This window comes from Celerinatantimonas marina (genome assembly GCF_046054165.1).
GTDB lineage: Bacteria > Pseudomonadota > Gammaproteobacteria > Enterobacterales > Celerinatantimonadaceae > Celerinatantimonas.
Genome location: NZ_JBFNXK010000008.1, coordinates 136,258 through 160,011, shown reverse-complemented (window position 1 = coordinate 160,011; position 23,754 = coordinate 136,258). Strand labels below are relative to the sequence as shown.

Genomic DNA, 23,754 nt, shown 5'->3' with positions numbered 1-23,754 from the left:
TGATCCTGTTAGTGTTTAGAGCCCAGCTTCAGGGTTGATGAGAAGAAACTATAGAGTGCGGATCCGGAAATGGCTCCGGCTCCCAAAACATAGAGTTTGTTCATTCCGGTTTCACCATAGCGTTTGACAATTATGGCGCGGATAAGCAGACCTACGAAAATAATGATCCCGGCTTTGGGTGAAACAATCAGTAAGCCGGTGGCTAATAATACGCCTAACTGCCTAGAAATTCCGCCAATCAGTTGAATGAAGGCTCCAAGTACTGCCCAGATGGCTAATTGGATAGCGACTTGATGATCGGCGCCTGCGGTAATGGTTGCTACATAGACCCGGGCCACCGGAGGGACTAAATTCTGTTGGAAATAGAAAGTGTAGGCACAAGCCACAACAATAATCGCAACCGCAAAACTGAAGAGTTCCGCGAAAAACTGCTGGCGACGTCCTTCGAGTTCATAGGCTTCATCAGCGCCTTCATTTCGGATCATCCACCCAGTTTTCAGATCATAAGCCATATCGGCAAAAGCAGGCCCTGTGGCGACAGTAAAGGCGACTAAAATTCCCAATGCTTCTTTTGGAAAACCGATCAGGATCCCAATGACCAGAAAGATTAGAGCGGTTGCAAATGATGGGAACCAACCGGAGTGCATGGCGGCAATGCCGACGATCAGCTCGGAAGCCATGGCCGCTATTGCTGCGAAAACCAGCCACCCGATGAGCATAGGAAAACTCATGCCAGTATAGATCCCTGTCGATAGGGCGAGTATGAGACTAATCACCAGATAGACGCTGAAACCGCTTAACATGGTGATTTTCATTTGCAGGGCGGAGCGAGTCGGGCGATATCCTTGGGTTTCGGTCTCGGTGGCTACGGAGCGTTTATCTTTGCGGATCAGCAGCAGGATCTGGATCAGGGCGACCACACCGGCTCCGATCATGATCCCATGCGGAATGTAATGATCGGCGATATTAAACCCAAAGAGCTGAGAAGAATAGCCACGGATCAACAGGCCAACGCCTAAAGCGGCAAGTGCGACGGTATTGGAAACCCAAGCAATTCCGAGCATATCCATCGGTAGGCCGAGCGCTTTGCCGATGATCCCCGCGACGATGCCCACGCCGAGTAATAGCGCATTCTTTCCTTTCCCAGCCGCAGCTTTTAAGGCTTCGGCAGTGGCAAATCCAGGCGGCCATGCGCCTCTGGCACTAAAGAGTTGGGTATCGAATGAGAAATAGAGAATGGAGGCGTCAGTGATCACCGCCAGAGCCGCCCCGATCAGCATCGGGACCATCATATGAGTTTCACCCAACAAAAAAGCGATAGCCAGTGGCAATAGTAGCCCATTGGCGGCGGAGAAAGTGGCTCCGGAAATAGAGGTTTGGATCAGGGTCTGATTTTCTAAATCTTGAAATCGGCGGAATAATTTGATCGGAATATAAGAGAGCAGAATGGCAATCAGAGCCCCAATGATGGAGGTATTGGGGGTAATACCGACCCGAGTAATTAACTCCATCCCGATAATCGCTCCCAGAGCGGCCATCAGTGTATTAAAAATAAGCTGCGAGGGCATAAAAAATTTGGGATGTGGTTTCGAGCGTTTTTCAATAGAGTTGTGATGGGGCGATGGTGTTTGCATGGTTTTTATCCGTTTATTTGAGTAGTCTTCCTGAGCCCATTGAGTGGGTGTTGAGTAATAAGGTCTCGACCGTTTTGAAAATGATTTGTCGGGCGGTGACCACGGTTTTTCCGGACCATTGGGCAATCTGGCGCGCCTGCGCTAAGGTATATCCCATGCAGTCGAGGTAAATGATATCCGCGGCCGAGTTTTTTAATTCCTGACTGGCCTGATAGCGTGCCGCTTCCTCTTGATAGGGCGAGCCGTAGCTGCAGTCACATTGAAATCCTGCTTTTTGCCAGCGATTTCGGGTATTGGTGATTTGCGCTGATTCGGGAGACATCACCGCCAAATGTTGTAAATTGAGTCCGGCAAAGAAGTGGCGCACCACATCTTTGGGTTGGATAACTGGCCCATGGGTGGCCGCGATATCGGGAAGTTCCCCGGTACAGAGCACCACCAATACTTCCGGTTGGCGTTGTTGCATGCTGTGGATGGCATTGATCAGCAGTGGTTCCAGATCGCTTTCGCTGATGGTGACCTGTGCGCCATCACGCATTCGGGATACCAGCACGTCCGTTTTCCCCTGAATTGGGTAGCGGGTCGTAATGGTTTTTAGATCAAGGCCATCAAGGGCGCCAATTTCCATCAGCTCGATTGAGTTACCGAGCAGAGTGTGCAGATCCTGATGCAGATCGGTTCTGGGAGACTGACCGATGGTCACGATCCCTAATCGAGCCCGGGTTATCGTCATGATTTGGCTCCGGGTTGCTGGAAGTGCGTCATGGAACCATAGCGTTTCTGAATTTCGGCAAACTCATCATGATCGATAAATTGGCACAGACCCGTTCCTAAATCTTTACCGATCTCAATGGCTAGCCGAGCCGCTTGTTCGACATCGACCTCGTGGCTGGCACCGGTCGCACAGCCTGCAACGGCCGTGGCAGTGGACAACGCAATGCCGATGACGGGCGAGCGAGTCGCTACCGAGGGCTGCAATATACTGTTGAGGTGATACAGAGTGTTGCCATATGGCGTAATGTCTTGTTGGCTGAGCGCAAATACATGGGCTTTTTCACCGGTGACCCGTTCGACGATATCCAGAACGGTTTCGCTGACGCGTAGGATATATCCTTGACAGACGGTTGGTGAGATTGCGATACCACGATAGTTCATGATCCGATTCCCTTTCGTGGTATCAATGGAGACAATAGCATCCATTGCGTTATCGACTTCATGAGCCCAGGTATCTTCCATTGAGATGGGGGAATCCATGAACGGAACCGGTTTGTGTTCTCGTGTTGGGGCATTGGGGCAGATAAAAGTGGTAACGATGACATCCCCACCGAGCTGATCCCCTCGTTGCTGCATGGTGATCAATTTAGCCGCTGCCGCTAAAGCGGCCAGCGCACCATCTCCGTCAGAAACAAACCCGGTGATCGCCGGACGAGCTCCAATACCTCCGAGTCGGCCAATAATACCTAACGTTGGGGCATCGCCGCCGACACTTTTACCGTGTTTCCCTTCGATTCGAATCTTAATGAAATCTGCGGCCCCTTTTTCTGATTGAAGAGGTTTGACCTCGATGTGATCGGGATTGGCTCCTAATTGGAATAAATGTTGTTTGACATCTGCCCCTGATACCGAGGCACTATCCAAGAGTTCATACAGATCAATAACTTGTTTGAGCATAATGGTGATTAAAAGTTAAACAGAAGTGCCTCGATCATAACGAGGATTATTGATAAGATAAATTTCAATATATTATCTATTAATAAAAAATATTTATGAATATAAGTTCCCGACAACTCGAAGCTTTTTTGGCGGTGGCCGAACTGGGTAGCTTTACTCAGGCATCGGAGCAGTTACATATGACCCAACCGGCCTTGAGTCATCAGATCCGCCAATTAGAAGATAGTTTACGGATCCAGTTGTTTGAACGAACGACTCGCAAAGTGCAGCTGACGGCGGCCGGGCATATGTTCCTGCCCGCGGCTGAACGCGTGATTAGCCGGTTGCAGAGTGGCCTTTCAGATATGCACGCCTTAGCCGCAGGGCGCAGTGGTCGCGTGAGTTTTGCGGCATTATTGACGGTGGGGGCTAGCTTAGTTCCGGCGGCTATGGCTAATTTCCAGCAACGTTATCCTCAAGTTGCTCTGGAGTATATTGAAGAAAGCGATGAGCCTATTTATCAGCAGGTTCTCAATGGCGATATCGATTTTGGGATTGGTGCGCGGCCACGTCAGATTGAGGAGGTCGAATTTGTGCCGATTTATCAGGATTATCTGCATTTTGTTTGCTCCCCTCGGCATCCTTTAGCCAACCGGGAAGAGGTGAGCTGGCAGGAAATTGTGCGCTATCCATTTATTGCGATGAAGCAAGGAACTAGCATGCGACAGTTGATGGAGAAAGGTTTTGCGATGACATCAGAACCCTTGTTGCCCGTACAAACGGCGATCTATCAATCCACTATTTTAGGCATGGTTGCCTGTGATTTGGGAATTAGCGTGTTACCTTCCTCATTAAAACTCATGTTTGAACGTAACGATGTGCAACTGATCCCGATTAAAGAGCGGCTTTATCGTGATATCGGCTTTATTTGTTCGGCCAAACGGCCTTTATCAACAGCTGCACGTGAGCTTATCGACGTGATCCAACAGGTGGTGAGCCAGAATCGGGGGCTATTGCCTGATCCCAATTAGGTACTTAGGGACTTTAGAGTGGCTCACTAAGTCATCAACAGCCGTGCAACTCAGCGTCATGAGATGGTCATCAGGAGGTTGACTCAGAATCAGTGTCTAGATGTTGCCGTGGTAGTTTGAATTTCTGAACTTTCCCGGTAGTTGTCATCGGAAAGTGCTCGACAAATGCAACATATCTGGGAATTTTATAGTCAGCAATCTGATCTTTACAAAAAGCTTTCACCTCTGTTTCAGTAAGGGTATAGCCGGGTTTAATTCTAATCCAGGCTTTGATCTCTTCACCGAACCGCTCACTCTCGACCCCAGTAATTTGCACTTGATCGATAGCTGGATGAGTATAAAGAAAATCTTCAATCTCTCGGGGATGGATATTTTCACCACCACGAATGATCATGTCTTTGCATCGTCCAACGATGCTGATGTAGCCTTGTTCGTCCATAATGGCCAGATCGCCACTGTGAAACCAACCCTCTATATCGATATTTTCAGTGGTGGCTTTTGGATTATTCCAGTATCCCAACATCACACTATAACCGCGGGTACAGATTTCACCCATTTGACCACGGGGAACGACATTACCATGACGATCAATAATTTTATTTTCCTGATGGGGTTGGGTTTTGCCCACTGAATTGACCCGTTTATCGAGTGGATCATCTGCACTGGTTTGTACTGAAATGGGACTGGTTTCGGTCATCCCATAAGCGATCTGAATTTGGGGGATATGCATGTTATCTATTAATGCCTCAATTAATGCAGGAGAACATGGGGCACCCCCAATAATACCTGTTCTTAAGGAAGTTAAGTCAAATTCCTGAAATCTGGGATGATTTAATTGCGCAATAAACATGCTGGGAACACCATACAAAGCCGTTGCTTTCTCTTCGGCTACAGCCCGGAGAACCGCAAGGGGTGAAAATAGATCACCGGAATAAATCATGGTACTTCCGTGATTGATACATCCCAGGGTGCTTAAAACTATCCCGAAGCAGTGGTACAACGGCACGGGGATCACCAGTCGGTCTTTTTCGGTAAACCCCATATTGTGGGTAATGAAGAAACTATTATTTAGGATATTAAAATGGCTCAGAGTGGCCCCTTTGGCAAAACCAGTGGTTCCTGAAGTGTACTGGATATTAATGGGATCCTCCGGGGTGAGTTGGGATTGGTGTTGTGCGAGTGCTGATACGGGTAATGTTTCAGCCCATTCGGGAAGATTATCCCAAGGGATCATGCCGGGAATAGGGGTAGAACTTAGGGTAATGATGGCTTTTAATGCCGGGAATTTTTTTGACTGAAAGGGATGTGAGAGCGGATTGTGTAGTTCCGGGATGAGCTCATTCAGCATTTGAGTATAATGATTGGTTAAATAAGAATCAGCCGTAAGTAACCAGTTACATTGAGATTGCTCTAATATATATTGGAGTTCATGACTGCGAAACGCCGGATTAATTCCAATTAAAATAGCACCGATTTTAGCGGTTGCTAATTGAGCAATACACCATTGAACACAATTGGGAGACCAGATCCCAAACCGATCACCTTTTTGAACCCCAAGAGCGAGTAGTGCTCTGGCATATAAATTAACTTGTTCCTGTAATTGGCGATAGCTTAGACGGATGGGATGGCCATCGATACATTGATGACGGGAGACAAGTGCTTCATGGTTTGGAAAACGGTTTACGGTGTGATCAAATCGTTCGCCGATTGTACTGTGAATCAGTGCGGGGATTGTTTCTCCCTGAGAATGACTTAAGCGAGTTGTTTTCAAGTTAAAAATCCGACAATGAGATGCAATTTGATTGGATTAGCGATTAATTATTATTTCTAATAGAGCTATTTTTATCGACTATAATATCAATATATTTTTTATTAATATAAGTATTTTTAATAACTTATGTTTTATAAATACTAGCCGTATTCTAAACGATACTATACGATATTTGCCTTTTAGTTTTCCTAAAAATGGATTTTTATAATGAAAGAAGTATTTGTCGAGCTTCTCAGTTTCTTGTTTTCTAAAAAGAGTCGGATGATTCTTATCCCGTTTTTAATCGTTTTATTAATTCTATCTGCCTTATTTGTATTTGCCAGTGGTTCGAGTTGGGCACCTTTTATTTACGCTATTTTTTAAAGGTTATTCATTTATCTTGAGGTGATGCAGCGAATGCGGGGATTGATTCGAAATCTAGTCTTTATGGTGTGCGGTATTGTTCTCGCTTTGTTAGTCGGGGAAGGGATCATCCGAATAGCCACCATGGATCAACAAAACTATGTGATTGAGATGTGGCGCTATGCCAAATTACTGAAAGAGAGAAGTTCGGATCCTGAAATCGGGCATCAACATATTCCGAATCGTTCAGCCATATTGCAAAATGTTGAGATTAAAACCAATCAGTTTGGGATGCGAGGACCTGAGCCTAATTTTAAAGCAGTGCAGCGGGTTGCCATTGTTGGCGATTCTTTAGCATTAGGATGGGGCGTTTCAGATGAACAGAGCCTGCGAGGGCAATTAGCAAAAGTGTTACCTACTGATTTTGATGTTGTGAATGCCGGAGTGGGTAACATGAATCTGAATCAGTCGGTGACGCTATGGCGCCAGATCAGTCAGCAGGTTTCAGCTAATATTTTGGTGGTTTGTATGACGCCTCGAGCGAGTGCTAACGTGGTTACCGAAGCACCCGGATGGTTGGTTCAGCATAGTGAATTGGCTGCTTTAGCGTCTACTTTTGCACAGCAACTAGTAAGCGGTGAGTATGGTGAAGCGGCCATGATTAAAGGGTATCAAGAACAATGGCAAAGTCCTGCCGGCCATAAGATCTTAACCCAAGCTTTTAATCAGCTGCAGACGATCAAGCAGAATCAGCATAGCCGTATTATTATTGTTTCTATACCGGAAATGCATGATTTTAATCAGTATCAGTTTGGCTTTATGGAAGATAAAGCGAAGCAATTAGCGGCGCAGTATGGATTTGACTATATTGATCCATTACCGTCTTTAAAAGGAAAGCCAGCCTCATCATATTGGGTCTCTCCACGAGACATTCATCTGAATGGCTCAGCATTTAAGATTATTACCCAGTTGATTATTGATGATATCAATCGGGGGAGTACACAGTGACGTTTAAATTGGTTCATATTCCTTTAAAAATGGTTCGATTACGGTTGATAGCATTGAGCTCGGGTATGCTGGTGCTATCACTGATAATGAGCTATTTAAAAGAGCAGCTATGGCCGTGGTTGCTACCTTTGATCGTGATCTTGTTATTATTTGCTATCTTTTCACCCATGCGGCTGGCATTTTTAATTCAGGGAATGGAGTTACTGCAACTTCAAATCCGCAAGGGGTTGTTTTGGGTTTTGTTTTATATCGTGTTAACGCCCATGAGCCTGTTATTTCGATTACTCCGTCCGGCAACAATCGTCTTAAAAATTGATAAAACAGTGACCTCTTATTGGAGTAAACCAGAACAGGTTTCCTTCGACAACGATGAGCAATTCAAAAAACAATTTTAAGGATAGGTTGCCAGGTGGCTTATATTCTCGGTATCTCTGCATTTTATCACGATAGCGCTGCGGCATTGATCCAGGGCGATGAAATTGTTGCTGCGGTTCAAGAAGAGCGTTTTACTCGAACTAAAAACGACGATGGTTTCCCTTTAAATTCCATTCAGTGGCTACTGGAGGCTCATCAGCTTTCAATGGCGGATATTGACTATGTGATCTTTTATGAAAAGCCACTGATTAAGTTTGAACGCATTCTGGAAACGTGCATTCGCTTTGCACCCAGAGGTTATCAGCTCTTTTCTCAGGCATTACCTCTCTGGCTTAAAGAAAAATTATTCCAAAAACAAACCATTAAAGAATATCTGGCTGGGTTTCCCGGCGGAGAAAACTGGAACCAGCAATTGCTGTTTTCTGAGCATCACCTGTCCCATTCTGCCGCAGCCTATTACCCTTCACCCTTTGCTTCGGCTGCGATCTTGACGGTCGATGGAGTGGGAGAGTGGGCAACGACGACGGTTAGTGTAGGCAAAGGCGCTCAGATAGAGCGGGTGGCTGAACTTGCTTTTCCGCATTCTTTAGGAATGTTGTATTCGGCGATTACGGCTTTTCTGGGGTTTAAGGTTAACTCTGGTGAGTACAAAGTGATGGGATTGGCTCCTTATGGGCAGCCTAAATATGCGGACTGCATCCGAGATAATTTGTTGGATATTAAATCCGATGGCAGTTTTCGTTTGAATATGCGTTATTTTCGTTTTGCGACCGAATTGCGGATGTTTGGCCCCGAACTGGAAAAGCTATTTAAAGTAAAAGCTCGCGCTCCCGAAACAGAATTAACGCAGGACCATATGAATATTGCCGCTTCGTTGCAAGTGGTCACCGATGACATTTTTCTAGCGCTGGCTGGTTATGTTCGAGAGCAAACCGGTGAAGTGAATTTATGTTTAGGCGGGGGTGTGGCTTTAAATTGTGCGGCGACTGGAAAAATTTTAAAAAGTGGTCTCTTTGAGCGTGTTTGGATCCAACCAGCGGCAGGTGATGCGGGAAGTGCATTGGGCGCGGCGCTGGTTTGTCAGCATCTGTTTTTGCATCAGCCTCGAACTCCTCGTCCCGATTATATGCCGTTTCTCGGTCCAGAATTTAGTCAGCAGGTTGCGTTATCCCAATTAGACAAGCTCAAGGCTCAGTATACGCTAGTGAATGATCCTGAATTGTTCCCAATGGTCGCTCAAGCATTGTCCGAAGGGAAAATTGTTGCTTGGATGCAAGGGCGCGTTGAGTTTGGTCCGCGCGCCTTGGGAAGCCGTTCGATATTGGCCGATCCTCGTGTGGCTAATTTGCAGCGGGAGCTAAATCTTAAAATTAAATATCGGGAATCATTTCGACCATTTGCTCCGGTGATCTTGGAAGAGGATGCATCGGATTGGTTTGATATGAATGTCGCTTCACCGCATATGAATTTTATCTTTACTGCCAAAGAGGGCGTGTCACAGCAGGTTCCTTCGGTGATTCACGTGGATCAAACGGCTCGGGTTCAGACCGTGGCAGCGAATAATAATCCTCGTTTTCATCAGCTCTTATCAGCCTTTAAGCATGTGACGGGATGCCCTATGTTGGTGAATACCAGCTTGAATGTTCGGGGAGAGCCTATCGTATTAACGGCGGAAGATGCATTTAATTGTTTTATGAATACTGGTATCGATATGCTGGTAGTTGGAAATGTTGTCATGCATAAAGATGATCAAAGCAGCACCTGCTATAAAAAATATAACTTTGCATTAGATTAGGGTCATAGGGATTTTCTATGTTATTTCAGCTCCCCAGTTTTTTAATTTTTTTGATGGTCGTTTTATGCCTGACTCGTGTCCTGCAAGGCCCGTGGATAAAGATCGTTCTTATTGGTAGTAGTTTTATTTTCTATTCATTTTGGAATATCCATTTTATTTGGATCCTTGCCTTCTATATAGTGATTGCCCTAGTTTATGTATCTACTTTCAGTAAAATAAATAAGCTCAAGTTTTTATTTGTTTTGATTGTTTTAATTCCGCTATTATTCTTTAAGTATACTAATTTTATTCTTCAATCAGTAGGTGTTCAGCACTTACTTCATATCGGGTTACCTTTAGGTATTTCGTTTATTACATTTACACTGATTAGTTTTATTGTCGATTATTCCCGTTCACCCCATAAAAGAATAAATTTATTAGATGTTAGCTTATATATTAGTTTCTTTCCGCATTTGATTGCGGGGCCTATTTTACGAAGTCATGAATTAATCCCCCAACTAAGCCATATCCATGTGGGATGGAAAAATATTCGCTATAATTTACCGTTATTTGCTATTGGGATGATTAAAAAGGTTCTGATTGCCGATCAAATTGCGAGTTATATTGAGCCGATATTCTTACAGCCACAGCAGTATCATTTTTTAGAGTTAATGACGGCTGCCGTAGGTTTCACAATTCAAATTTACTGTGATTTTAGCGCGTATTCGGATATGGCTATTGCCGTCGCCGGTATGTTTGGCATTCGTTTTCCTGAAAATTTTCGATCACCCTATCTGGCATTTTCCATGACAGAAACCTGGAAACGCTGGCATATGACCTTGAGTTTTTGGTTGCGTGACTATGTTTTTATCCCTTTAGTTCGTTATTGTCGCAATTCATTTCCCCATCTTCCCATACTATTAACCATGTTAGTCTCTGGATTATGGCATGGTGCCAGTTGGAATTTTGTTCTATGGGGCGCTCTTCAGGGAATAATTATGATGGCTGAAAGCTATTTAGGGTACGGGAAATTTATTTCGCGTCATCCGCAGTTTAAATGGATGGCCATTGTCATTAATTTTATTATCTGGACATTTTTACTGATTTTGTTCCGATGCCAGTCGATTGCAATAGCCGGGGATTTTTATCAAGGACTCTTGTCGGTTGATCCTCATTACTTGGGAACAGTCAATATGGGGGTGATGGGGTTAAGTGCTCTTGTATTATTATTGCATCGTTTTGATCAGGTGAATGTGATTCGAAATTGTGCGGCTAAGTTACCCCAGCCCTTATTGATCCCGGTGTTATGTATCATTATTTTAGGTTGCTCGCTGGTCGCAGCGCAGCGCCCTGAAAGTTTCTATTACTTTGATTTTTAAACATATGAAAACAATTAAACGAATTATTGCGTTATTAATTATCTTAATTTTCCTTGGGTTGGTACTGGATGGATTCGGGGATGTACTTCTGTATTCTCGATATTTATATCATCAATATTTTCCGGGACCCGTTAAAATGTTTTTAGCGAGGTTGCCTAAACAGGTCGATCATCAGAAATATGCTACGCAGTATCATGATACCCAAAAGTTGAAATATCAGCCTATCCCATATACGGATGGGGGATTCCGATTGCAAGCTGGAGATTATGGAACCTATCATATTGACGCCAAAGGTCGGCGCGTGCTTCATGTCGATGGCCTTCCGGTTGCCAACCCCCACAAGCGGCTATTGCTATTGGGCGCATCCCAGAGCTTTAGTTATTATAATTCAGACGCTGATAGTTTAGTGGCCAAACTCGCTGTAAAATTACCTGATTATCAAATTGATAATTATTCGGTTCCAGCACAACCAACAGACATGAATTTATTGTTATGGAAATATTTAAATAAGACCCAAAAGCAGCATTATGATTTAGTGTTAGTTATCAATGGTCCGAGTGATCTTTATCATATATGCTCGAATCGCGTCCTAAGGGAAATACAAAATAATCGTACACTCGATCAATATCGTCAGCCTGCATTAATCACGATACCTACTTTATTGATCCATAAATTACATCCATCCTCTAAAACAATTCCGGAAGTTTGCCCGGCGAATCAAAATGAACAGCAGATGGCTGTGAATAGTATTTATGGACATTTTCATGAAGTGTTAGCGTACGGACAAACTCAGAAGGTTCCGACCTTAATTATTATCCCTCCTACACCTTGGGGAACTCAGGCCAATATTGATAATGTTCATTTCGCTGAGGACTTTTCTCAGCCTGCTATCTACTGGCAGGTCATCAATCAGCTGGAACAAAAGACTGCTGATAATAAAAATATCATCGATCTATCGCATATTTATGATTCATCAAAAGAGCAATTTTTCTTGGATTGGGCGGGACATCTCACGGCTCGAGGTAATGCTTTGTTGGCAGAAAAAATCGCATTATCCGTCAAACAATGGAGGTCCCCATCACATGACGAATAGTCGTCATGTTTAAATAGGTATCCCTCATTCTGCTCCACCCAAGCATAGAGGCTATTGTGATAAGTCGACTCTCCGTGTCAGGGATGACGCAGAGAAGCCCCATGGATAGGGTCATGCGTGTCGACGTTGGCAATGGCCTCTGTAGCCTGATATTCGGAACACTTATTTAGGCGGTTTGATGATCCTGAATATATTGTGCAATGAGATTGATTGAGTCGAGTTGCTTAAATATATCGGGATCAGAAGTGGATACATAAATATCATACTGATCCTGTAAAAAAATGATGAGTTCCGCAATGTTGATTGAATCTAAACGGTTGGAACTGATCAGGGAATCATTATCAGAGCAAGGGGCCGTATCACGACTGCGTTGTAATAATTCGTGAATAAAGGTGCTGATCGGTGCTGTTTGCATAATTTACAGGGGATGATTTTTTGGTTGATTATTAAGGTTAAATATAATCGCTAATTTCATTATTTGTAAGTAGATTTTTAAGGTGCGGGGAATAAATGTCACGAGTGGTATCTATTAAAAAGTGTTGAGCACACATGGTGATATTATTCGAAGGTTGAATTGGAACATGAGCGGATAATGGGCAGAGCGGCTGACGTTATTCAGGAATGATGGTTTTATTTGGTTCAGATTTAAGCATCAAAGTTTTTGCCGTATAATTTTTAGTATGTGCTTGTGCCCTGATTGGGGGCTCGCCTCGTTTCTTTAAATTTTAGCTAAATATTTTGACAATCCATGCTAATGGAACCTGTTGTTTCCCCGCTATTTTTGATATGTTACATGTAACATTATTTTATTAACTAAACGATGAATAAGTCCCACAAACGTCCGACACTCATTGATGTAGCCAACCGTGTCGGAGTAACTAAAATGACCGTCAGCCGTTATTTAAGAAATCCAGATCAAGTCTCTGAAGCGACTGCGATTAAAATTCAGCAAGTGATCGATGAACTCGGTTATGTGGCCAGTCGGGCTCCTGATATTCTGTCGAATGCCAAAAGTAGAGCTATTGGGGTCTTGTTGCCATCGTTAACCAACCAAGTCTTTGCCGAAGTGCTTAGGGGCTTGGAAACGGTCACTGAAGCCGCGGGCTATCAGACCATGCTGGCTCACTATGGTTACGATCCCAAAATTGAAGAACGACGGATTGAATCGCTGCTGTCTTATAATATTGATGGGTTATTACTTTCCGATCGGGATCATTCGGCTCGGGTCCACCGAATTATTAAAAGTGCCGGTATCCCCGTTGTTGAAATGATGGATATCGATCATCCGGGCCATTATCCGGTGGTTGGATTTGATAATGTAAAAGCGGCTCAGTCGATGGTTCATTTAATGATTGAGCGCGGTGCTCGCCACATTATCTATCTTGGTGCGCGTATGGATACCCGAACCAAACTGAAGCAACAAGGATATCAACAGGCAATGGCTGCGGCCGAATTAGAAGCTCATTCGGTACTAACCGAAGCGCCGTCTTCGTTCTCATTAGGTGGGTTGTTGTTGCAACAGACGCTAGCGAAATATCCCACATGCGACGGTGTTTTTTGCACGAATGATGACTTAGCCGTCGGTGCTATCCTGGAGTGTCATCGGCAGCAAATTGAAGTGCCATCTGAAATGGCGATAGCTGGATTTCATGGACTAGACATCGGGCAGGTATTAAGCCCTAAACTGGCATCGGTGATTACTCCCCGAGAAGCGATTGGACGTGCGGCTGCTCAACAGTTATTGGGGTATTTGGAACAAGATGAAGCTATCCAGCCGGTGATTGATTTGTCCTACCAGCTGGATATCGGCGGAAGTATTTGATTAACCGCGCAAAGAAGCAACCAATTCTACAGCTTGTTTGCTGAGTTCAGTGATTTTATCCCACTGTTTGGCTTCAATAGCATCTTGTGGGATCATCCATGTTCCGCCTACTGTACCGACACAAGGTAGTGACAGGTAGTTCGACAGGTTGGATTCTTTCACGCCGCCGGTTGGGCAGAAGGTAATCTGTGGTAATGCCGCACTTACTGCTTTTAATACCGGTGCACCACCGTTGGCTTCCGCTGGGAAGAATTTTAAATGATCCAGGCCGTAACTTAAGGCTGTGATCATTTCTGATGCAGTGGCAACGCCAGGGATATAAGGAACTGTTTGATGTTTCAAACTATGTTCAAGCAGTTCAGGACTGAATCCCGGAGAGATAATAAATTGAGCGCCTGCATTGACCGCATCATCGAACTGTTCTGGATTGATAATGGTGCCAGCACCCACAATGGCTTCCGGCATTGCATCGCTGATCGCTTTGATCGCACCCAATGCGGCATCTGTACGCAATGTAATTTCAAAAACAGTAATACCACCATCTGCCAATGCTTTGGCAAGTGGTAGTGCATCTTCAACATGTTTGATGACCATCACAGGGACAATCGGTGAAGCGGCAAATACTTGGGCCGCAGTAACACTAGACATCTGTTATTCCTTCTATTGAATGGGCGCATCGTCAAAAAGAACGCTGGCACCTTGTTCGGCACTGGATACATGCGAGCGGAACATCCCGAACAATTCTCTTCCACAGCCGAACGCTGGGAAGGCGGTCTGATGCGCAATATGGCGCTCGGTCAGGTCACTTTCGCAATTTAAACATCCTGCTTGCGCATCAATGGTAATTAAATCACCATCTTTTAGCTGGCTCAGGGGGCCGCCGCGACTGGCCTCAGGAGTAATGTGCAGTACGGAAGGAACCTTCCCTGAAGCACCGGATAGACGACCATCAGTCACCAGTGCTACTTTGAGTCCTGCTTTCATCAGGTTCCCGAGGATCGGCATGAGTTTATGCAACTCAGGCATTCCATTAGCGGCAGGTCCATTATAGCGAACTACGATGACACAATCTTGATGAAATTCATTCTTTTGATACGCTGTTTCAACTTCGTGCTGAGAATCAAAGATTCGGGCCGGTGCGGTTAACTTCTGATAGGCTGGATCGACCGCACTGATTTTCATCACACCCCGACCTAAATTACCTTGAAGCAGTGCTAAGCCGCCATGAGCTGAAAATTGGCTAGCGGGGGCCGCGATGATTTCAGGGTTTAGACTGGTGCTCGCTTCTTGCCAGACTAACTCGCCGTTATCATTCACTGGATGTTTGAAGTAATCGGCCAGTGTGCCATAAACCGTTAAGGCATCCCGGTGAAGTAGTTGGCGCTGATCGAGTTCTTTGAGCAGTGTTGGGATCCCACCGGCCTGATGGAATTGGTTGACATCCGCCGGACCATTGGGATAGATACGGGCCAGAAGTGGTACTGCTTCAGAGAGCTCAGCAATATCATCCCAAGTGAGGATAAGCCCAGCGGCTCGGGCAACTGCGACCATGTGAATCGTATGATTGGTTGAACCACCGGAAGCCAGCAAGGCCACTAATCCATTGACGAGTGCTCGTTCATCAACGACCCGGCCGATAGGTCGATAATCCCCATTGCGGCTGATTTTAACCAGTTGCTGAACACTGGCTTTGGTCAACATGTGACGCAGCGGGTCATTTGGGGGAACGAATGCAGAGCCCGGAAGCATTAGCCCCATGGCTTCAAAAACGAGCTGATTGGTATTGGCTGTCCCATAAAACGTACAGGTTCCAGGTGCATGGTAAGCCTGACATTCCATTTGCTGCAAGGCATCATGCCCCAGTTCCCCAGCCGCATATTTTTGACGAATTGCCACTTTTTCATCATTACTGATCCCTGTCGACATGGGACCGGTAGGAATGAACAACGTGGGTAGATAGCCAAAGCTTAACGCGCCCATTAGTTGCCCCGGAGCAATTTTGTCACAGACTCCCAGTAATAAATTGCCATCGAATGTTTGATGGCTCAAGGCGATGGCGGTACTTTGGGCAATGTTATCGCGAGAGAACAGCGAGAGTTCCATCCCGTCCTGTCCCTGAGTTACCCCGTCACACATGGCTGCGACCCCACCGGCAACCTGTCCGCTGTGTCCCATCTCGGTAAGTATTTTTTTGATTTCATCCGGGTAGCTCTGATAGGGCTGATGGGCGCTGAGCATATCGTTATAGGATGTGACAATCGCCATGTTGAGCCGGGTGAAATCGAGAATATTGCTCTTTTGCCCTGAAGGGCAAGCTGCGACCGTATGCGCCAGATTACCACAGCTAATATGACTGCGGATCGGACCGCGCTGAATATCACGATCAAGTTGTTCCAAATAATTTTGGCGTAAAGACGCGCTACGTTGAGCAATCCGCCGGGTAATGGCGGCAACGGTCGAGTTCATCATGGGTTCCTTTAAGATTCTAAATGAGATTTTACAGCACTGATGCAACGATCAACGACTTCCTGAAAGTTCCCATCAATGCTGATGGTGATAACATCAGTTTCATCTTCACTAGGTATTTCCAATGCATCAAACTGGCTCTGCAGGAGACTCTGTGGCATAAAGTGATTTTTACGCTGCTGCATTCGTTTAGCGACCAAATCGATATCGCCATACAAATGTAAGAAAATTAAGTGATGATTTCCGTCTCGGATTTGATCCCGATAACGACGTTTTAGGGCTGAGCAGACGATGACACCCTGTTCATGTTTATGGCCAATACTGAAAGCTGCATCTCTGATCCGCTCTAGCCACGGACCGCGATCGGTATCGTTGAGAGCTTCTCCCGAGGACATTTTTAAAATATTGGCTTTGGGGTGGAGATCATCACCATCAATGAATTTCGCATCGATTGCTTTGGCCAGTGCAGAACCGACTGATGACTTGCCACTACTTGATACGCCCATCAGTAAGATACATAGGCCTTGCTTTAAATCTTCCATTTTTTTGACACCTTTCGCATTTTTAAAAGATAACCGCTTTAATTGCTTCTTATTCTATCGATGTTACCGGTATCATGTTACCGGTAACTTTTACTATTGTGAAGTGACTAACAAAAATAAGGAATTTTAATATGTCTGATATTTCGCTGATTTTAACAGCAGCGGGATCGATCATCTTACTGTTGTTCTTAGTGATGAAAGTCCGTTTGCATGCGGTTGTCGCATTGATATTGGTGGCTATGCTGGCAGGGATCTGCTCGGGTATGGAACCTTCGAAAATTGCGGAAACCATTCAGAAAGGGATGGGGGGAACACTCGGCTTCGTGGCTGTAGTGGTCGCTCTTGGTGCGATGTTTGGTAAGGTGATGGAAGCAACCGGAGCGTTAGATCAGATTGCACATACATTGCTGGCTCGCTTTGGTGAAAAACGGGCGCATTGGGCGATTGCCATTACTGGCTTTATCTGTGCACTACCGTTGTTTTTTGATGTCGCCGTAGTGCTACTGATTGGTCTTGCATTTGCAATTGTCCGTCGTGGCGGTGGCAGCATGGTTAAAATCGGGATCTCTCTGCTTGCCGGGATTGCTGCTTGTCAGGCATTCTTGATCCCTGCACCAGGTCCGATTTTGGTGGCGGCTCAAGTTCATGCTGACTTTGGTTATATGATCTTATTTGGTCTGGTGGCCGGTATCCCTGCGATGATTCTAGGTGGACCTATTTTTTCAAAGATTGCTGAAAAATATGTCAAACTGGAACTGCCTGAACATGCCAAAATGGGTGACGCTGATCGAGAAGGCCAAGGTAAACCGAGCTTTGGATTAGCTTTAGGGCTGGTTGTTTTCCCGTTGGTTCTGATTGGTTTAAAAACTATTGCAGCTCGTTTCGTTGATCCGAGTTCGGCCGCTTACCAATGGTTACAGTTTATCGGTCATCCGTTTACTGCGATTTTGGTTGCGTGTCTGGCAGCGTTCTATCTGTTGGGTCATCGCCGGAAAATGCCGGCCAGCCGAGTGATGGAACTGTGTAGTGAATCGCTTCAACCTGCGGGTGTGATCATTTTGGTAACCGGTGCCGGTGGTGTGTTCAAACAGGTTCTGATCGACTCTGGTGTTGGGGCTGCGCTTGGGAACATGTTAGCCGGAAGTGGCTTACCCATCGTACTTTTGGCGTTTATTCTGGCCGCGGCGGTGCGGGTGATCCAAGGCTCTGCTACGGTTGCAATGTTGACAACTTGTGGTTTGATCCTGCCGATGCTGGAACCGCTGGGATTATCTGGGGCTCAGCTATCACTGGTGACTATTGCGATTGGTGGGGGCGCGATTGTGTTCTCTCACGTGAATGACTCTGGTTTTTGGTTGGCGAACCGCTTCTTTGGAATGACAGAAAAACAAACCCTACAGTCATGGACCATTATGGAAACCATCATTGGGACGACCGGTGCTGTGATTGCGATGATCCTGTCTTTGTTTGTCCACTAATCGGTTGAAGTATTCCCACGTGTTGAGTGGAAATGCATTTAATCTTTAACAACATGCTGTTACCACAGCATGTTCCCTATGGAGTCCCGTGTGCAGCAATCGGTGTCACCGGGTACTCCATTATTTTTTATGGGTTTCGATTCCCATCCTTAAATTAAAGTCGATTCCCGGCTTCATCAAAGATATGAATGGCCTGCGGATTGATGTCCAACCTGACTTCATCGCCGGTTACAAGTTCTAGTCGCCCATAATGTTGCAGATAAAGCGCGATCCCCTGCCAGTTTAGATGCAGCAATGATTGATCCCCCGTCATTTCGACGACCCGAACGACGGCTTTGGGGCCATGGGTTGTCGATGCGAGTTTGAGCTGGTGCGGCCGGATCCCCAATTGTAATGGCATTCCTGCGGTCAGCGGTTGCCCTAATTGAGAGGATGGAATCGGTAACTCGATGCCATGGCAGCGAATAGACCAGCGTTCGCCTTGTTGAATAGCTTCCCCCGGAAGTAGGTTCATCGGTGGAGAACCAATGAATTGGGCCACAAAAGTATTTTTGGGGTGATCATAAATTTCCAATGGTGAACCCTGCTGAATAATATATCCGTCTTTCATCACCACGATCTGATCAGCTAACGTCATCGCTTCGATCTGATCATGGGTCACATATACAGTCGTGGTTTTAAGCTGTTGATGTAATGCTTTGATTTCGGCTCTCAGCTCCATGCGCAATTGGGCATCCAGATTAGACAGCGGTTCATCAAATAAAAAAACTTTGGGATTGCGCACCATTGCTCGCCCCATCGCAACACGCTGGCGTTGACCGCCGGACAGATCTTTTGGTAACCGTTTTAATAGCGGCGTAATGCCCAGAATATCGGCAATTTGCTGAACTTTTTGCTGGCGAATGGATGGGGCAACCCCTTTGGTTTTCATATGCAGCGCCATATTCTCTGCGACATTTAAATGTGGATATAAGGCATAGCTTTGAAAGACCATAGCGACATCCCGTTTGGCCGGTTCCATATGATTGACCCGTTGATCGCCAATGCGGATATCACCATCAGAAATAGCTTCTAAGCCGGCGATAAGTCGTAACAGGGTTGATTTACCGCATCCGGAAGGGCCGACTAACACCGTAAATTGCCCCTCTTCTATTTTAAGATCTAAAGGCTTGATGACGTACTGGTGACCATATTTTTTGGCCACCTGACATAATTCAAGACTAGCCATGGCTCGTGCCCTCCGATTGGATCGCTGCGATTAATTGGGCCTGACTCATCAGGTGCCGAGGATGGCTGGAAATAGCGTGACTGGCCAGTGTTGTTCCCCAACACAGAGCGGTTTCAACACGTTGATGTTGCATGCGCGCCGTTAAATAACCGGTGTTAAAAATATCACCGGCGCCAACGCTATCGATGATGGTGACTTCGCGAGCCGGGCAGTGGCACCATTGCGAGTTGGCATAATGACTCGCTCCTCGTGGGCCCCGTTTGATCACGATCTGCCCTGTTGATGGCATATATGAGGCGAGTGCTTGAGCGGCATCCGATAACACATCATGTTGCGATAACTGTTGGATCTCAATCTCATTGAGAAGCAGGTGATCAACGCCGTTTAGCCATTGGATAACGCATTTGCGCATGCGATCCCATTGCTGCGGAGGCCAACCACAATCGAGGGCTACTTGGTAGTTTCGCTGATGGAGTTCGTGAATAAGTTGAGGGTAGTCATCCAGTAACGACAGTGTCAAGAATGCCCCGCTAAGCAGGGCTATTGAGCCAGCAACCGGGTGTTCGGGAAGTTGTTCTAAAACTTCAGCTAATGAGAGCTGCTCGACATTGCCTTGTCCGGTGAAAAAGGTCCGTTCCCCGTCACTATGCGTGATCCCGACCGTAATGGAGGCTGGCGTATCGGTGCGGGGCCAGTGTTGGGCCTGCTGAAAATGACCCGCGAGCCAATCCCCAAAAATATCCTGACTTTGATTGGCAATAATTTGATAGGGGAACCCCAATGCCTGAGCGGCTAGGGCAGAGTTGCCGGCACTTCCCCCAACCCGCCAGTGGCTGGTCGGTAACAGGGCTTCGGTGCCTCGTTGTGGCCATTGATCCAACGGGCCCATAATGAGGTCAATATTGACATTGCCAATAATATAAAGAGTGGGTGCAGATTGCTCTGTCATAAGCATTCCTTGAGTGTGAGCAGACTGAACGTGTTTTGATGATGCATAAACACTAAATAAGATAGAAGCGCTGGATGCGCAAAACATCGTGGCTGACAAAGGCAGCCATAGGCGTCGGTCATAAGCTATCCCTTGCTGCCCCCTTCGGTCAGACCACTGACGAGAACTTTCTGTAGTAGAATCGCGATGATCAAGGGGATGACGGAGGCCATGATCCCTGTCGCCGCAATCAGTCCGTCATCGGTGGCGCGTCCGGCCATAAAATCGGCAATTGCCACCGGTAATGTTTTCGCATCCGCATTATTGGTGAATAGTAAGGCATAAAAAAATTCATCCCAGGCTAGTAACCAGCCAAACAAGGCTGCGGCTCCCAAGGCCGGTTTAGCCAATGGTAATGTAATTTGGGTTAGGATCTGGCGGGTCGATAGTCCATCGAGACGTCCGGCCTGTTCGATATCTTGAGGCAGGGCATCAAACTGATTTTTGATCATCCAGGTCAGGAACGGCAGGATGAGTGAACAATAGACAATCATCAGTCCCCAATGGGTATTTAAAAGTCCGAGTCGTTGCAAAACGAAGTAGAGAGGTAAAATAAAGGCAACAGGCGGGACCATGTACATTCCCAGACACGCCAATAACCAGCCTTCGCGTCCGGGGTAGCGGGAAAAACTATATGCCGCGGGAATGGCCAATAACACGGAGACCAACGTGGCTCCGGTAGCGGTAATCAGACTGTTGAGCATGGCCTGTAAAAATAATCGCCCGGGACTGTTCGGTGCCAGTGACAATAGTTGTTGATAGCGGCTGAAATCCCAGTGGCTGGGGATCCAGCGCAGTGGAATTTGAGTGAGATCATTTGCGGAGCTGACACTCATTAGAAACAGCCATAGCAAAGGTGCGAGAATAGAGAGCGCCACCAAGAGGGCTGCCACATAGATTAAAACTTGTTTAAGCGGAGAGGTTGGCATACTAAGACCTCGACTGGCGACGTAACAGGAGTAAATAAAGCGAAATCAAAGCGGCACAAATGAGTGTGACCAGCAATGCGTAAGCGGCTCCACTTCCGGCTTCAAGATAGGTAAAAGATTGCTGATAGACATAGAAGCTAACGGTTTTAGTGCTATCCATTGGACCGCCACGAGTCATCGCATAGATAATATCAAAAATTTTAAACGCATCGATGGTTCGCAGGACTAATACCGCGCACAGGGGGCCGAAGATGGCCGGTAGTGTGATGGATTTAAAGCGGAGCCAAGCACGGATCCCATCGACTTTAGCGGCTTCATATAACTCCTCTGGAATCGTTTGCAGGGCGGCCAGTACTAGTAGCGTAACCAATGGATAATTTTTCCAGATATCGGCAAACATGACGCTGTAAAGCGCTCGGTTGGGATCGCCTAGCCAACTTTGATAGTGATCGAGTAGACCTAATTGGGTGAGTAGGGCATTGATACTACCAAAATCGGGGTTGAAGTTGAGGCGCCACATCATCGCATTGACGATGGTTGGTAGTGCCCAGGGGAGGATCACTAAGACCCGTAAGCATGTTCGTCCAACAAATTTTTGATTTAATAATAAGGCGACTAAGACCCCGATGACGCCTTCTAGCGCAACCGATAGTAGCGTAAACCATAAACTGCGACCAAAGGCGTTTTGAAAATCAGGATCGGTGAGTGCATCGACATAATTAGCCCAACCGACCCAGTGCGGGAATGCGCCATTGCTGATCAGCTGTGCATCGGTAAAGCTCAGGAATATCGTTCGCAGCAGCGGATACAGTGTTAATAATGCCATCGCAATCAGCATGGGGAGAATCAGTCCCCATGCCCGACGACGTGCCTTTTGTGGCAATGTCAGCATCGATTCCCCCTAGTGCAACCGGCTAATAACCCGATCAGCTCGCTGCATCGATTTTTCAGCGGGTTGTTTCCCTTGAAGAACCAACTGAAGTTGCTGCTGTAACGTGTTGGATAAACGGGGATATTGAGCGGTTTGAGGGCGGGCAAACATGGCTCCAATCGATTGTTTAGCCGCTTCGACCAACTCTTCCTGGCCTTGCTGAATGGCCGGTTTGTCATAGGATGATTTCCAGATCGGAAGACTGAGTTTCGCATATTTTTCCTGAACTTTCTGTGATGTCAGGTAGCTGATATATTTCCAGTCGGCATCCGGATACTGACTGGCCTGTGTGATCCCCAGCCCCATCGAACCATTGACAGCCGCCACATGCTGAGTGTCATCGCCAGGCATTGGAACAACACCCACTTCACCGGCAATCTGGCTTTGTTTGGGATCATTGGCGAGGTTATACATATAGGTCCAGTTCATGGCAAAAGCGGCATCGCCACTGGAGAAGACTTTTCGTACGTCTTCTTCTAAATATTCACGAGAGTTCGGATTCGACAGGCCGCTATCTAAAGTTTTTTTCATAAAGGTCAATGCTTCTAATGCTCCGCCTGTTGCAAATTGCGGTTGACCGTTATTGAAGAATTTTCCCTGGTAGGCCGAGGTCAACGTGGTGTAATCACAAATCAGAGCCTCTGATTGCGACCAGCTCCAGACCAGTGGGTATTTGACTAGCCCTTTCTGTTTGATGAGAGAGGCTTGATCATAAAGTTCCTGAAGGGTTTTGGGCGGATGTTGAATACCGGCTTCTTTCAGAATTTTTTTGTTATAAAAAAGGTATTTTGTGTCTAGGATCCAAGGCATGCCCCAATATTTATGATCATACTGAACGGTGGTCCAGGCACCTTTAAATATTTGATCTTGTAGTGATGGATCAATACGCTGAGTGACATCTTTGAGTACTTTGAATTTAGCAAACTCGGCAGGCCAGATGACGTCGTAGAGTACGACATCATAGCCATTGGCTCCGGCGCCTTTAGCCGCAATGATTTTGTCGTGGAGAGCTTCGTAGGGCACAAATTCCAGATTAACTTTGATATCCGGATTGGCTTTACTAAAATCCTGGGTCATGGCTTCAATATCATTTTTACTGTAAGCGGCCTGAGACATAAATAAGGCATTGATTGTCGTCTGGGCACTGGCATAGGATGATACGCTAAATGCTGCCGTTAGTGTTAAAGCCAACCAGCTTTTATATGTTTTCATGATCTGTGACTCCTTGTGATTCGTTTCGATAGAGCAAAGAAACAATTTACATTTATTAAATCAATTTGATTGCTTTAATTGAGGGCACAATAATCCCTTCA

At 46.1% G+C, this 23,754-nt stretch carries 22 protein-coding genes; 9 read left to right on the top strand and 13 right to left on the bottom strand.

Features of this window, described 5'->3' with window-relative positions:
* Positions 1 to 8 precede the first annotated feature (8 nt).
* From ABUE20_RS10995 to ABUE20_RS10985, 3 genes are read right to left on the bottom strand one after another with little or no spacing between them, the layout of a single operon-like run.
* Positions 9 to 1,634 (bottom strand): OPT/YSL family transporter, encoded by a 1,626-nt coding sequence (locus ABUE20_RS10995; protein WP_408619973.1) that lies wholly within the window; start codon positions 1,632 to 1,634, stop codon positions 9 to 11.
* Between the two features lie 13 nt (positions 1,635 to 1,647).
* Complete coding sequence (locus ABUE20_RS10990; protein ID WP_408619972.1) at positions 1,648 to 2,367, bottom strand: AroM family protein; 720 nt, start codon at positions 2,365 to 2,367, stop codon at positions 1,648 to 1,650.
* Entirely contained in the window at positions 2,364 to 3,308 is a 945-nt protein-coding gene (locus tag ABUE20_RS10985) for a DUF1177 domain-containing protein (protein ID WP_408620016.1), read from the bottom strand. The genes ABUE20_RS10990 and ABUE20_RS10985 overlap by 4 nt, the downstream gene beginning before the upstream one ends.
* 92 nt (positions 3,309 to 3,400) lie before the next feature.
* Here ABUE20_RS10985 and ABUE20_RS10980 point away from each other — a divergent pair, with 92 nt between their 5' ends.
* Entirely contained in the window at positions 3,401 to 4,315 is a 915-nt protein-coding gene (locus ABUE20_RS10980; RefSeq protein ID WP_408619971.1) for a LysR family transcriptional regulator, read from the top strand.
* A gap of 70 nt (positions 4,316 to 4,385) precedes the next feature.
* Here ABUE20_RS10980 and ABUE20_RS10975 read toward each other — a convergent pair whose 3' ends face one another.
* Positions 4,386 to 6,086, bottom strand: coding sequence for an AMP-binding protein (locus ABUE20_RS10975; RefSeq protein WP_408619970.1), 1,701 nt, complete (start codon positions 6,084 to 6,086; stop codon positions 4,386 to 4,388).
* A 207-nt stretch (positions 6,087 to 6,293) separates the two neighbouring features.
* On the opposite strand from ABUE20_RS10975, the gene ABUE20_RS10970 reads away from it, so the two are divergent.
* The 6 genes from ABUE20_RS10970 to ABUE20_RS10945 are packed head-to-tail and all read left to right on the top strand — an operon-like array spanning position 6,294 to position 12,057.
* Positions 6,294 to 6,449, top strand: coding sequence for a DUF5989 family protein (locus tag ABUE20_RS10970; protein WP_408619969.1), 156 nt, complete (start codon positions 6,294 to 6,296; stop codon positions 6,447 to 6,449).
* A 33-nt stretch (positions 6,450 to 6,482) separates the two neighbouring features.
* Positions 6,483 to 7,436: an SGNH/GDSL hydrolase family protein gene (locus ABUE20_RS10965; RefSeq protein ID WP_408619968.1), complete on the top strand. Its 954-nt coding sequence runs from the start codon at positions 6,483 to 6,485 to the stop codon at positions 7,434 to 7,436.
* A complete protein-coding gene (locus ABUE20_RS10960) occupies positions 7,433 to 7,831 on the top strand; it encodes a hypothetical protein (protein WP_408619967.1) in 399 nt (132 codons plus the stop codon). Before ABUE20_RS10965 ends, ABUE20_RS10960 begins: the two co-directional genes overlap by 4 nt.
* 14 nt (positions 7,832 to 7,845) lie before the next feature.
* Positions 7,846 to 9,606, top strand: coding sequence for a carbamoyltransferase family protein (locus ABUE20_RS10955; RefSeq protein ID WP_408619966.1), 1,761 nt, complete (start codon positions 7,846 to 7,848; stop codon positions 9,604 to 9,606).
* A gap of 17 nt (positions 9,607 to 9,623) precedes the next feature.
* Positions 9,624 to 10,964, top strand: a complete 1,341-nt coding sequence (locus ABUE20_RS10950) for an MBOAT family O-acyltransferase (RefSeq protein WP_408619965.1) — start codon at positions 9,624 to 9,626, stop codon at positions 10,962 to 10,964.
* 4 nt (positions 10,965 to 10,968) lie between these two features.
* On the top strand, positions 10,969 to 12,057 hold the full coding sequence (locus tag ABUE20_RS10945; RefSeq protein WP_408619964.1) for a hypothetical protein: 1,089 nt from the start codon (positions 10,969 to 10,971) through the stop codon (positions 12,055 to 12,057).
* Positions 12,058 to 12,223: 166 nt separating this feature from the next.
* Here the strand turns inward: ABUE20_RS10945 and ABUE20_RS10940 are convergent, their stop codons facing one another.
* Positions 12,224 to 12,472: an acyl carrier protein gene (locus tag ABUE20_RS10940; protein WP_408619963.1), complete on the bottom strand. Its 249-nt coding sequence runs from the start codon at positions 12,470 to 12,472 to the stop codon at positions 12,224 to 12,226.
* A gap of 405 nt (positions 12,473 to 12,877) precedes the next feature.
* Between ABUE20_RS10940 and gntR the strand changes: the two genes are divergently transcribed.
* Entirely contained in the window at positions 12,878 to 13,879 is a 1,002-nt protein-coding gene (gntR, locus tag ABUE20_RS10935) for a gluconate operon transcriptional repressor GntR (protein WP_408619962.1), read from the top strand.
* Here the strand turns inward: gntR and ABUE20_RS10930 are convergent, their stop codons facing one another.
* The 3 genes from ABUE20_RS10930 to ABUE20_RS10920 are packed head-to-tail and all read right to left on the bottom strand — an operon-like array spanning position 13,880 to position 16,887.
* On the bottom strand, positions 13,880 to 14,527 hold the full coding sequence (locus ABUE20_RS10930; RefSeq protein WP_408619961.1) for a bifunctional 4-hydroxy-2-oxoglutarate aldolase/2-dehydro-3-deoxy-phosphogluconate aldolase: 648 nt from the start codon (positions 14,525 to 14,527) through the stop codon (positions 13,880 to 13,882).
* 12 nt (positions 14,528 to 14,539) lie between these two features.
* Positions 14,540 to 16,348, bottom strand: coding sequence for a phosphogluconate dehydratase (edd, locus tag ABUE20_RS10925; RefSeq protein WP_408619960.1), 1,809 nt, complete (start codon positions 16,346 to 16,348; stop codon positions 14,540 to 14,542).
* Positions 16,349 to 16,356: 8 nt separating this feature from the next.
* A complete protein-coding gene (locus tag ABUE20_RS10920) occupies positions 16,357 to 16,887 on the bottom strand; it encodes a gluconokinase (protein WP_408619959.1) in 531 nt (176 codons plus the stop codon).
* 131 nt (positions 16,888 to 17,018) lie between these two features.
* Between ABUE20_RS10920 and gntU the strand changes: the two genes are divergently transcribed.
* The gene (gene gntU, locus ABUE20_RS10915; RefSeq protein ID WP_408619958.1) at positions 17,019 to 18,365 is read left to right on the top strand and encodes a gluconate transporter; all 1,347 of its coding nucleotides are present in this window, start codon (positions 17,019 to 17,021) and stop codon (positions 18,363 to 18,365) included.
* Positions 18,366 to 18,519: 154 nt separating this feature from the next.
* Here the strand turns inward: gntU and ABUE20_RS10910 are convergent, their stop codons facing one another.
* The 5 genes from ABUE20_RS10910 to ABUE20_RS10890 all read right to left on the bottom strand — a co-directional run bounded on the left by ABUE20_RS10910 (position 18,520) and on the right by ABUE20_RS10890 (position 23,653).
* Complete coding sequence (locus tag ABUE20_RS10910; RefSeq protein ID WP_408619957.1) at positions 18,520 to 19,593, bottom strand: ABC transporter ATP-binding protein; 1,074 nt, start codon at positions 19,591 to 19,593, stop codon at positions 18,520 to 18,522.
* Positions 19,586 to 20,542: a carbohydrate kinase family protein gene (locus tag ABUE20_RS10905; protein WP_408619956.1), complete on the bottom strand. Its 957-nt coding sequence runs from the start codon at positions 20,540 to 20,542 to the stop codon at positions 19,586 to 19,588. The genes ABUE20_RS10910 and ABUE20_RS10905 overlap by 8 nt, the downstream gene beginning before the upstream one ends.
* A gap of 125 nt (positions 20,543 to 20,667) precedes the next feature.
* On the bottom strand, positions 20,668 to 21,510 hold the full coding sequence (locus tag ABUE20_RS10900) for a carbohydrate ABC transporter permease (protein ID WP_408619955.1): 843 nt from the start codon (positions 21,508 to 21,510) through the stop codon (positions 20,668 to 20,670).
* A 1-nt stretch (position 21,511) separates the two neighbouring features.
* Positions 21,512 to 22,402 (bottom strand): carbohydrate ABC transporter permease, encoded by an 891-nt coding sequence (locus ABUE20_RS10895; protein WP_408619954.1) that lies wholly within the window; start codon positions 22,400 to 22,402, stop codon positions 21,512 to 21,514.
* Between the two features lie 9 nt (positions 22,403 to 22,411).
* Positions 22,412 to 23,653: an extracellular solute-binding protein gene (locus ABUE20_RS10890; RefSeq protein ID WP_408619953.1), complete on the bottom strand. Its 1,242-nt coding sequence runs from the start codon at positions 23,651 to 23,653 to the stop codon at positions 22,412 to 22,414.
* Between the last annotated feature and the right edge of the window lie 101 nt (positions 23,654 to 23,754).

Bases quoted from the DNA above. Each gene is read 5' to 3' on its own strand.
- ABUE20_RS10995 (WP_408619973.1), bottom strand. From the start codon at position 1,634: ATGCAAACACCATCGCCCCATCACAACTCTATTGAAAAACGCTCGAAA.
- ABUE20_RS10990 (WP_408619972.1), bottom strand. From the start codon at position 2,367: ATGACGATAACCCGGGCTCGATTAGGGATCGTGACCATCGGTCAGTCT.
- ABUE20_RS10980 (WP_408619971.1), top strand. From the start codon at position 3,401: ATGAATATAAGTTCCCGACAACTCGAAGCTTTTTTGGCGGTGGCCGAA.
- ABUE20_RS10970 (WP_408619969.1), top strand. From the start codon at position 6,294: ATGAAAGAAGTATTTGTCGAGCTTCTCAGTTTCTTGTTTTCTAAAAAG.
- ABUE20_RS10965 (WP_408619968.1), top strand. From the start codon at position 6,483: ATGCGGGGATTGATTCGAAATCTAGTCTTTATGGTGTGCGGTATTGTT.
- ABUE20_RS10950 (WP_408619965.1), top strand. From the start codon at position 9,624: ATGTTATTTCAGCTCCCCAGTTTTTTAATTTTTTTGATGGTCGTTTTA.
- ABUE20_RS10945 (WP_408619964.1), top strand. From the start codon at position 10,969: ATGAAAACAATTAAACGAATTATTGCGTTATTAATTATCTTAATTTTC.
- ABUE20_RS10940 (WP_408619963.1), bottom strand. From the start codon at position 12,472: ATGCAAACAGCACCGATCAGCACCTTTATTCACGAATTATTACAACGC.
- gntR (WP_408619962.1), top strand. From the start codon at position 12,878: ATGAATAAGTCCCACAAACGTCCGACACTCATTGATGTAGCCAACCGT.
- ABUE20_RS10930 (WP_408619961.1), bottom strand. From the start codon at position 14,527: ATGTCTAGTGTTACTGCGGCCCAAGTATTTGCCGCTTCACCGATTGTC.
- edd (WP_408619960.1), bottom strand. From the start codon at position 16,348: ATGATGAACTCGACCGTTGCCGCCATTACCCGGCGGATTGCTCAACGT.
- ABUE20_RS10920 (WP_408619959.1), bottom strand. From the start codon at position 16,887: ATGGAAGATTTAAAGCAAGGCCTATGTATCTTACTGATGGGCGTATCA.
- gntU (WP_408619958.1), top strand. From the start codon at position 17,019: ATGTCTGATATTTCGCTGATTTTAACAGCAGCGGGATCGATCATCTTA.
- ABUE20_RS10910 (WP_408619957.1), bottom strand. From the start codon at position 19,593: ATGGCTAGTCTTGAATTATGTCAGGTGGCCAAAAAATATGGTCACCAG.
- ABUE20_RS10905 (WP_408619956.1), bottom strand. From the start codon at position 20,542: ATGACAGAGCAATCTGCACCCACTCTTTATATTATTGGCAATGTCAAT.
- ABUE20_RS10900 (WP_408619955.1), bottom strand. From the start codon at position 21,510: ATGCCAACCTCTCCGCTTAAACAAGTTTTAATCTATGTGGCAGCCCTC.
- ABUE20_RS10895 (WP_408619954.1), bottom strand. From the start codon at position 22,402: ATGCTGACATTGCCACAAAAGGCACGTCGTCGGGCATGGGGACTGATT.
- ABUE20_RS10890 (WP_408619953.1), bottom strand. From the start codon at position 23,653: ATGAAAACATATAAAAGCTGGTTGGCTTTAACACTAACGGCAGCATTT.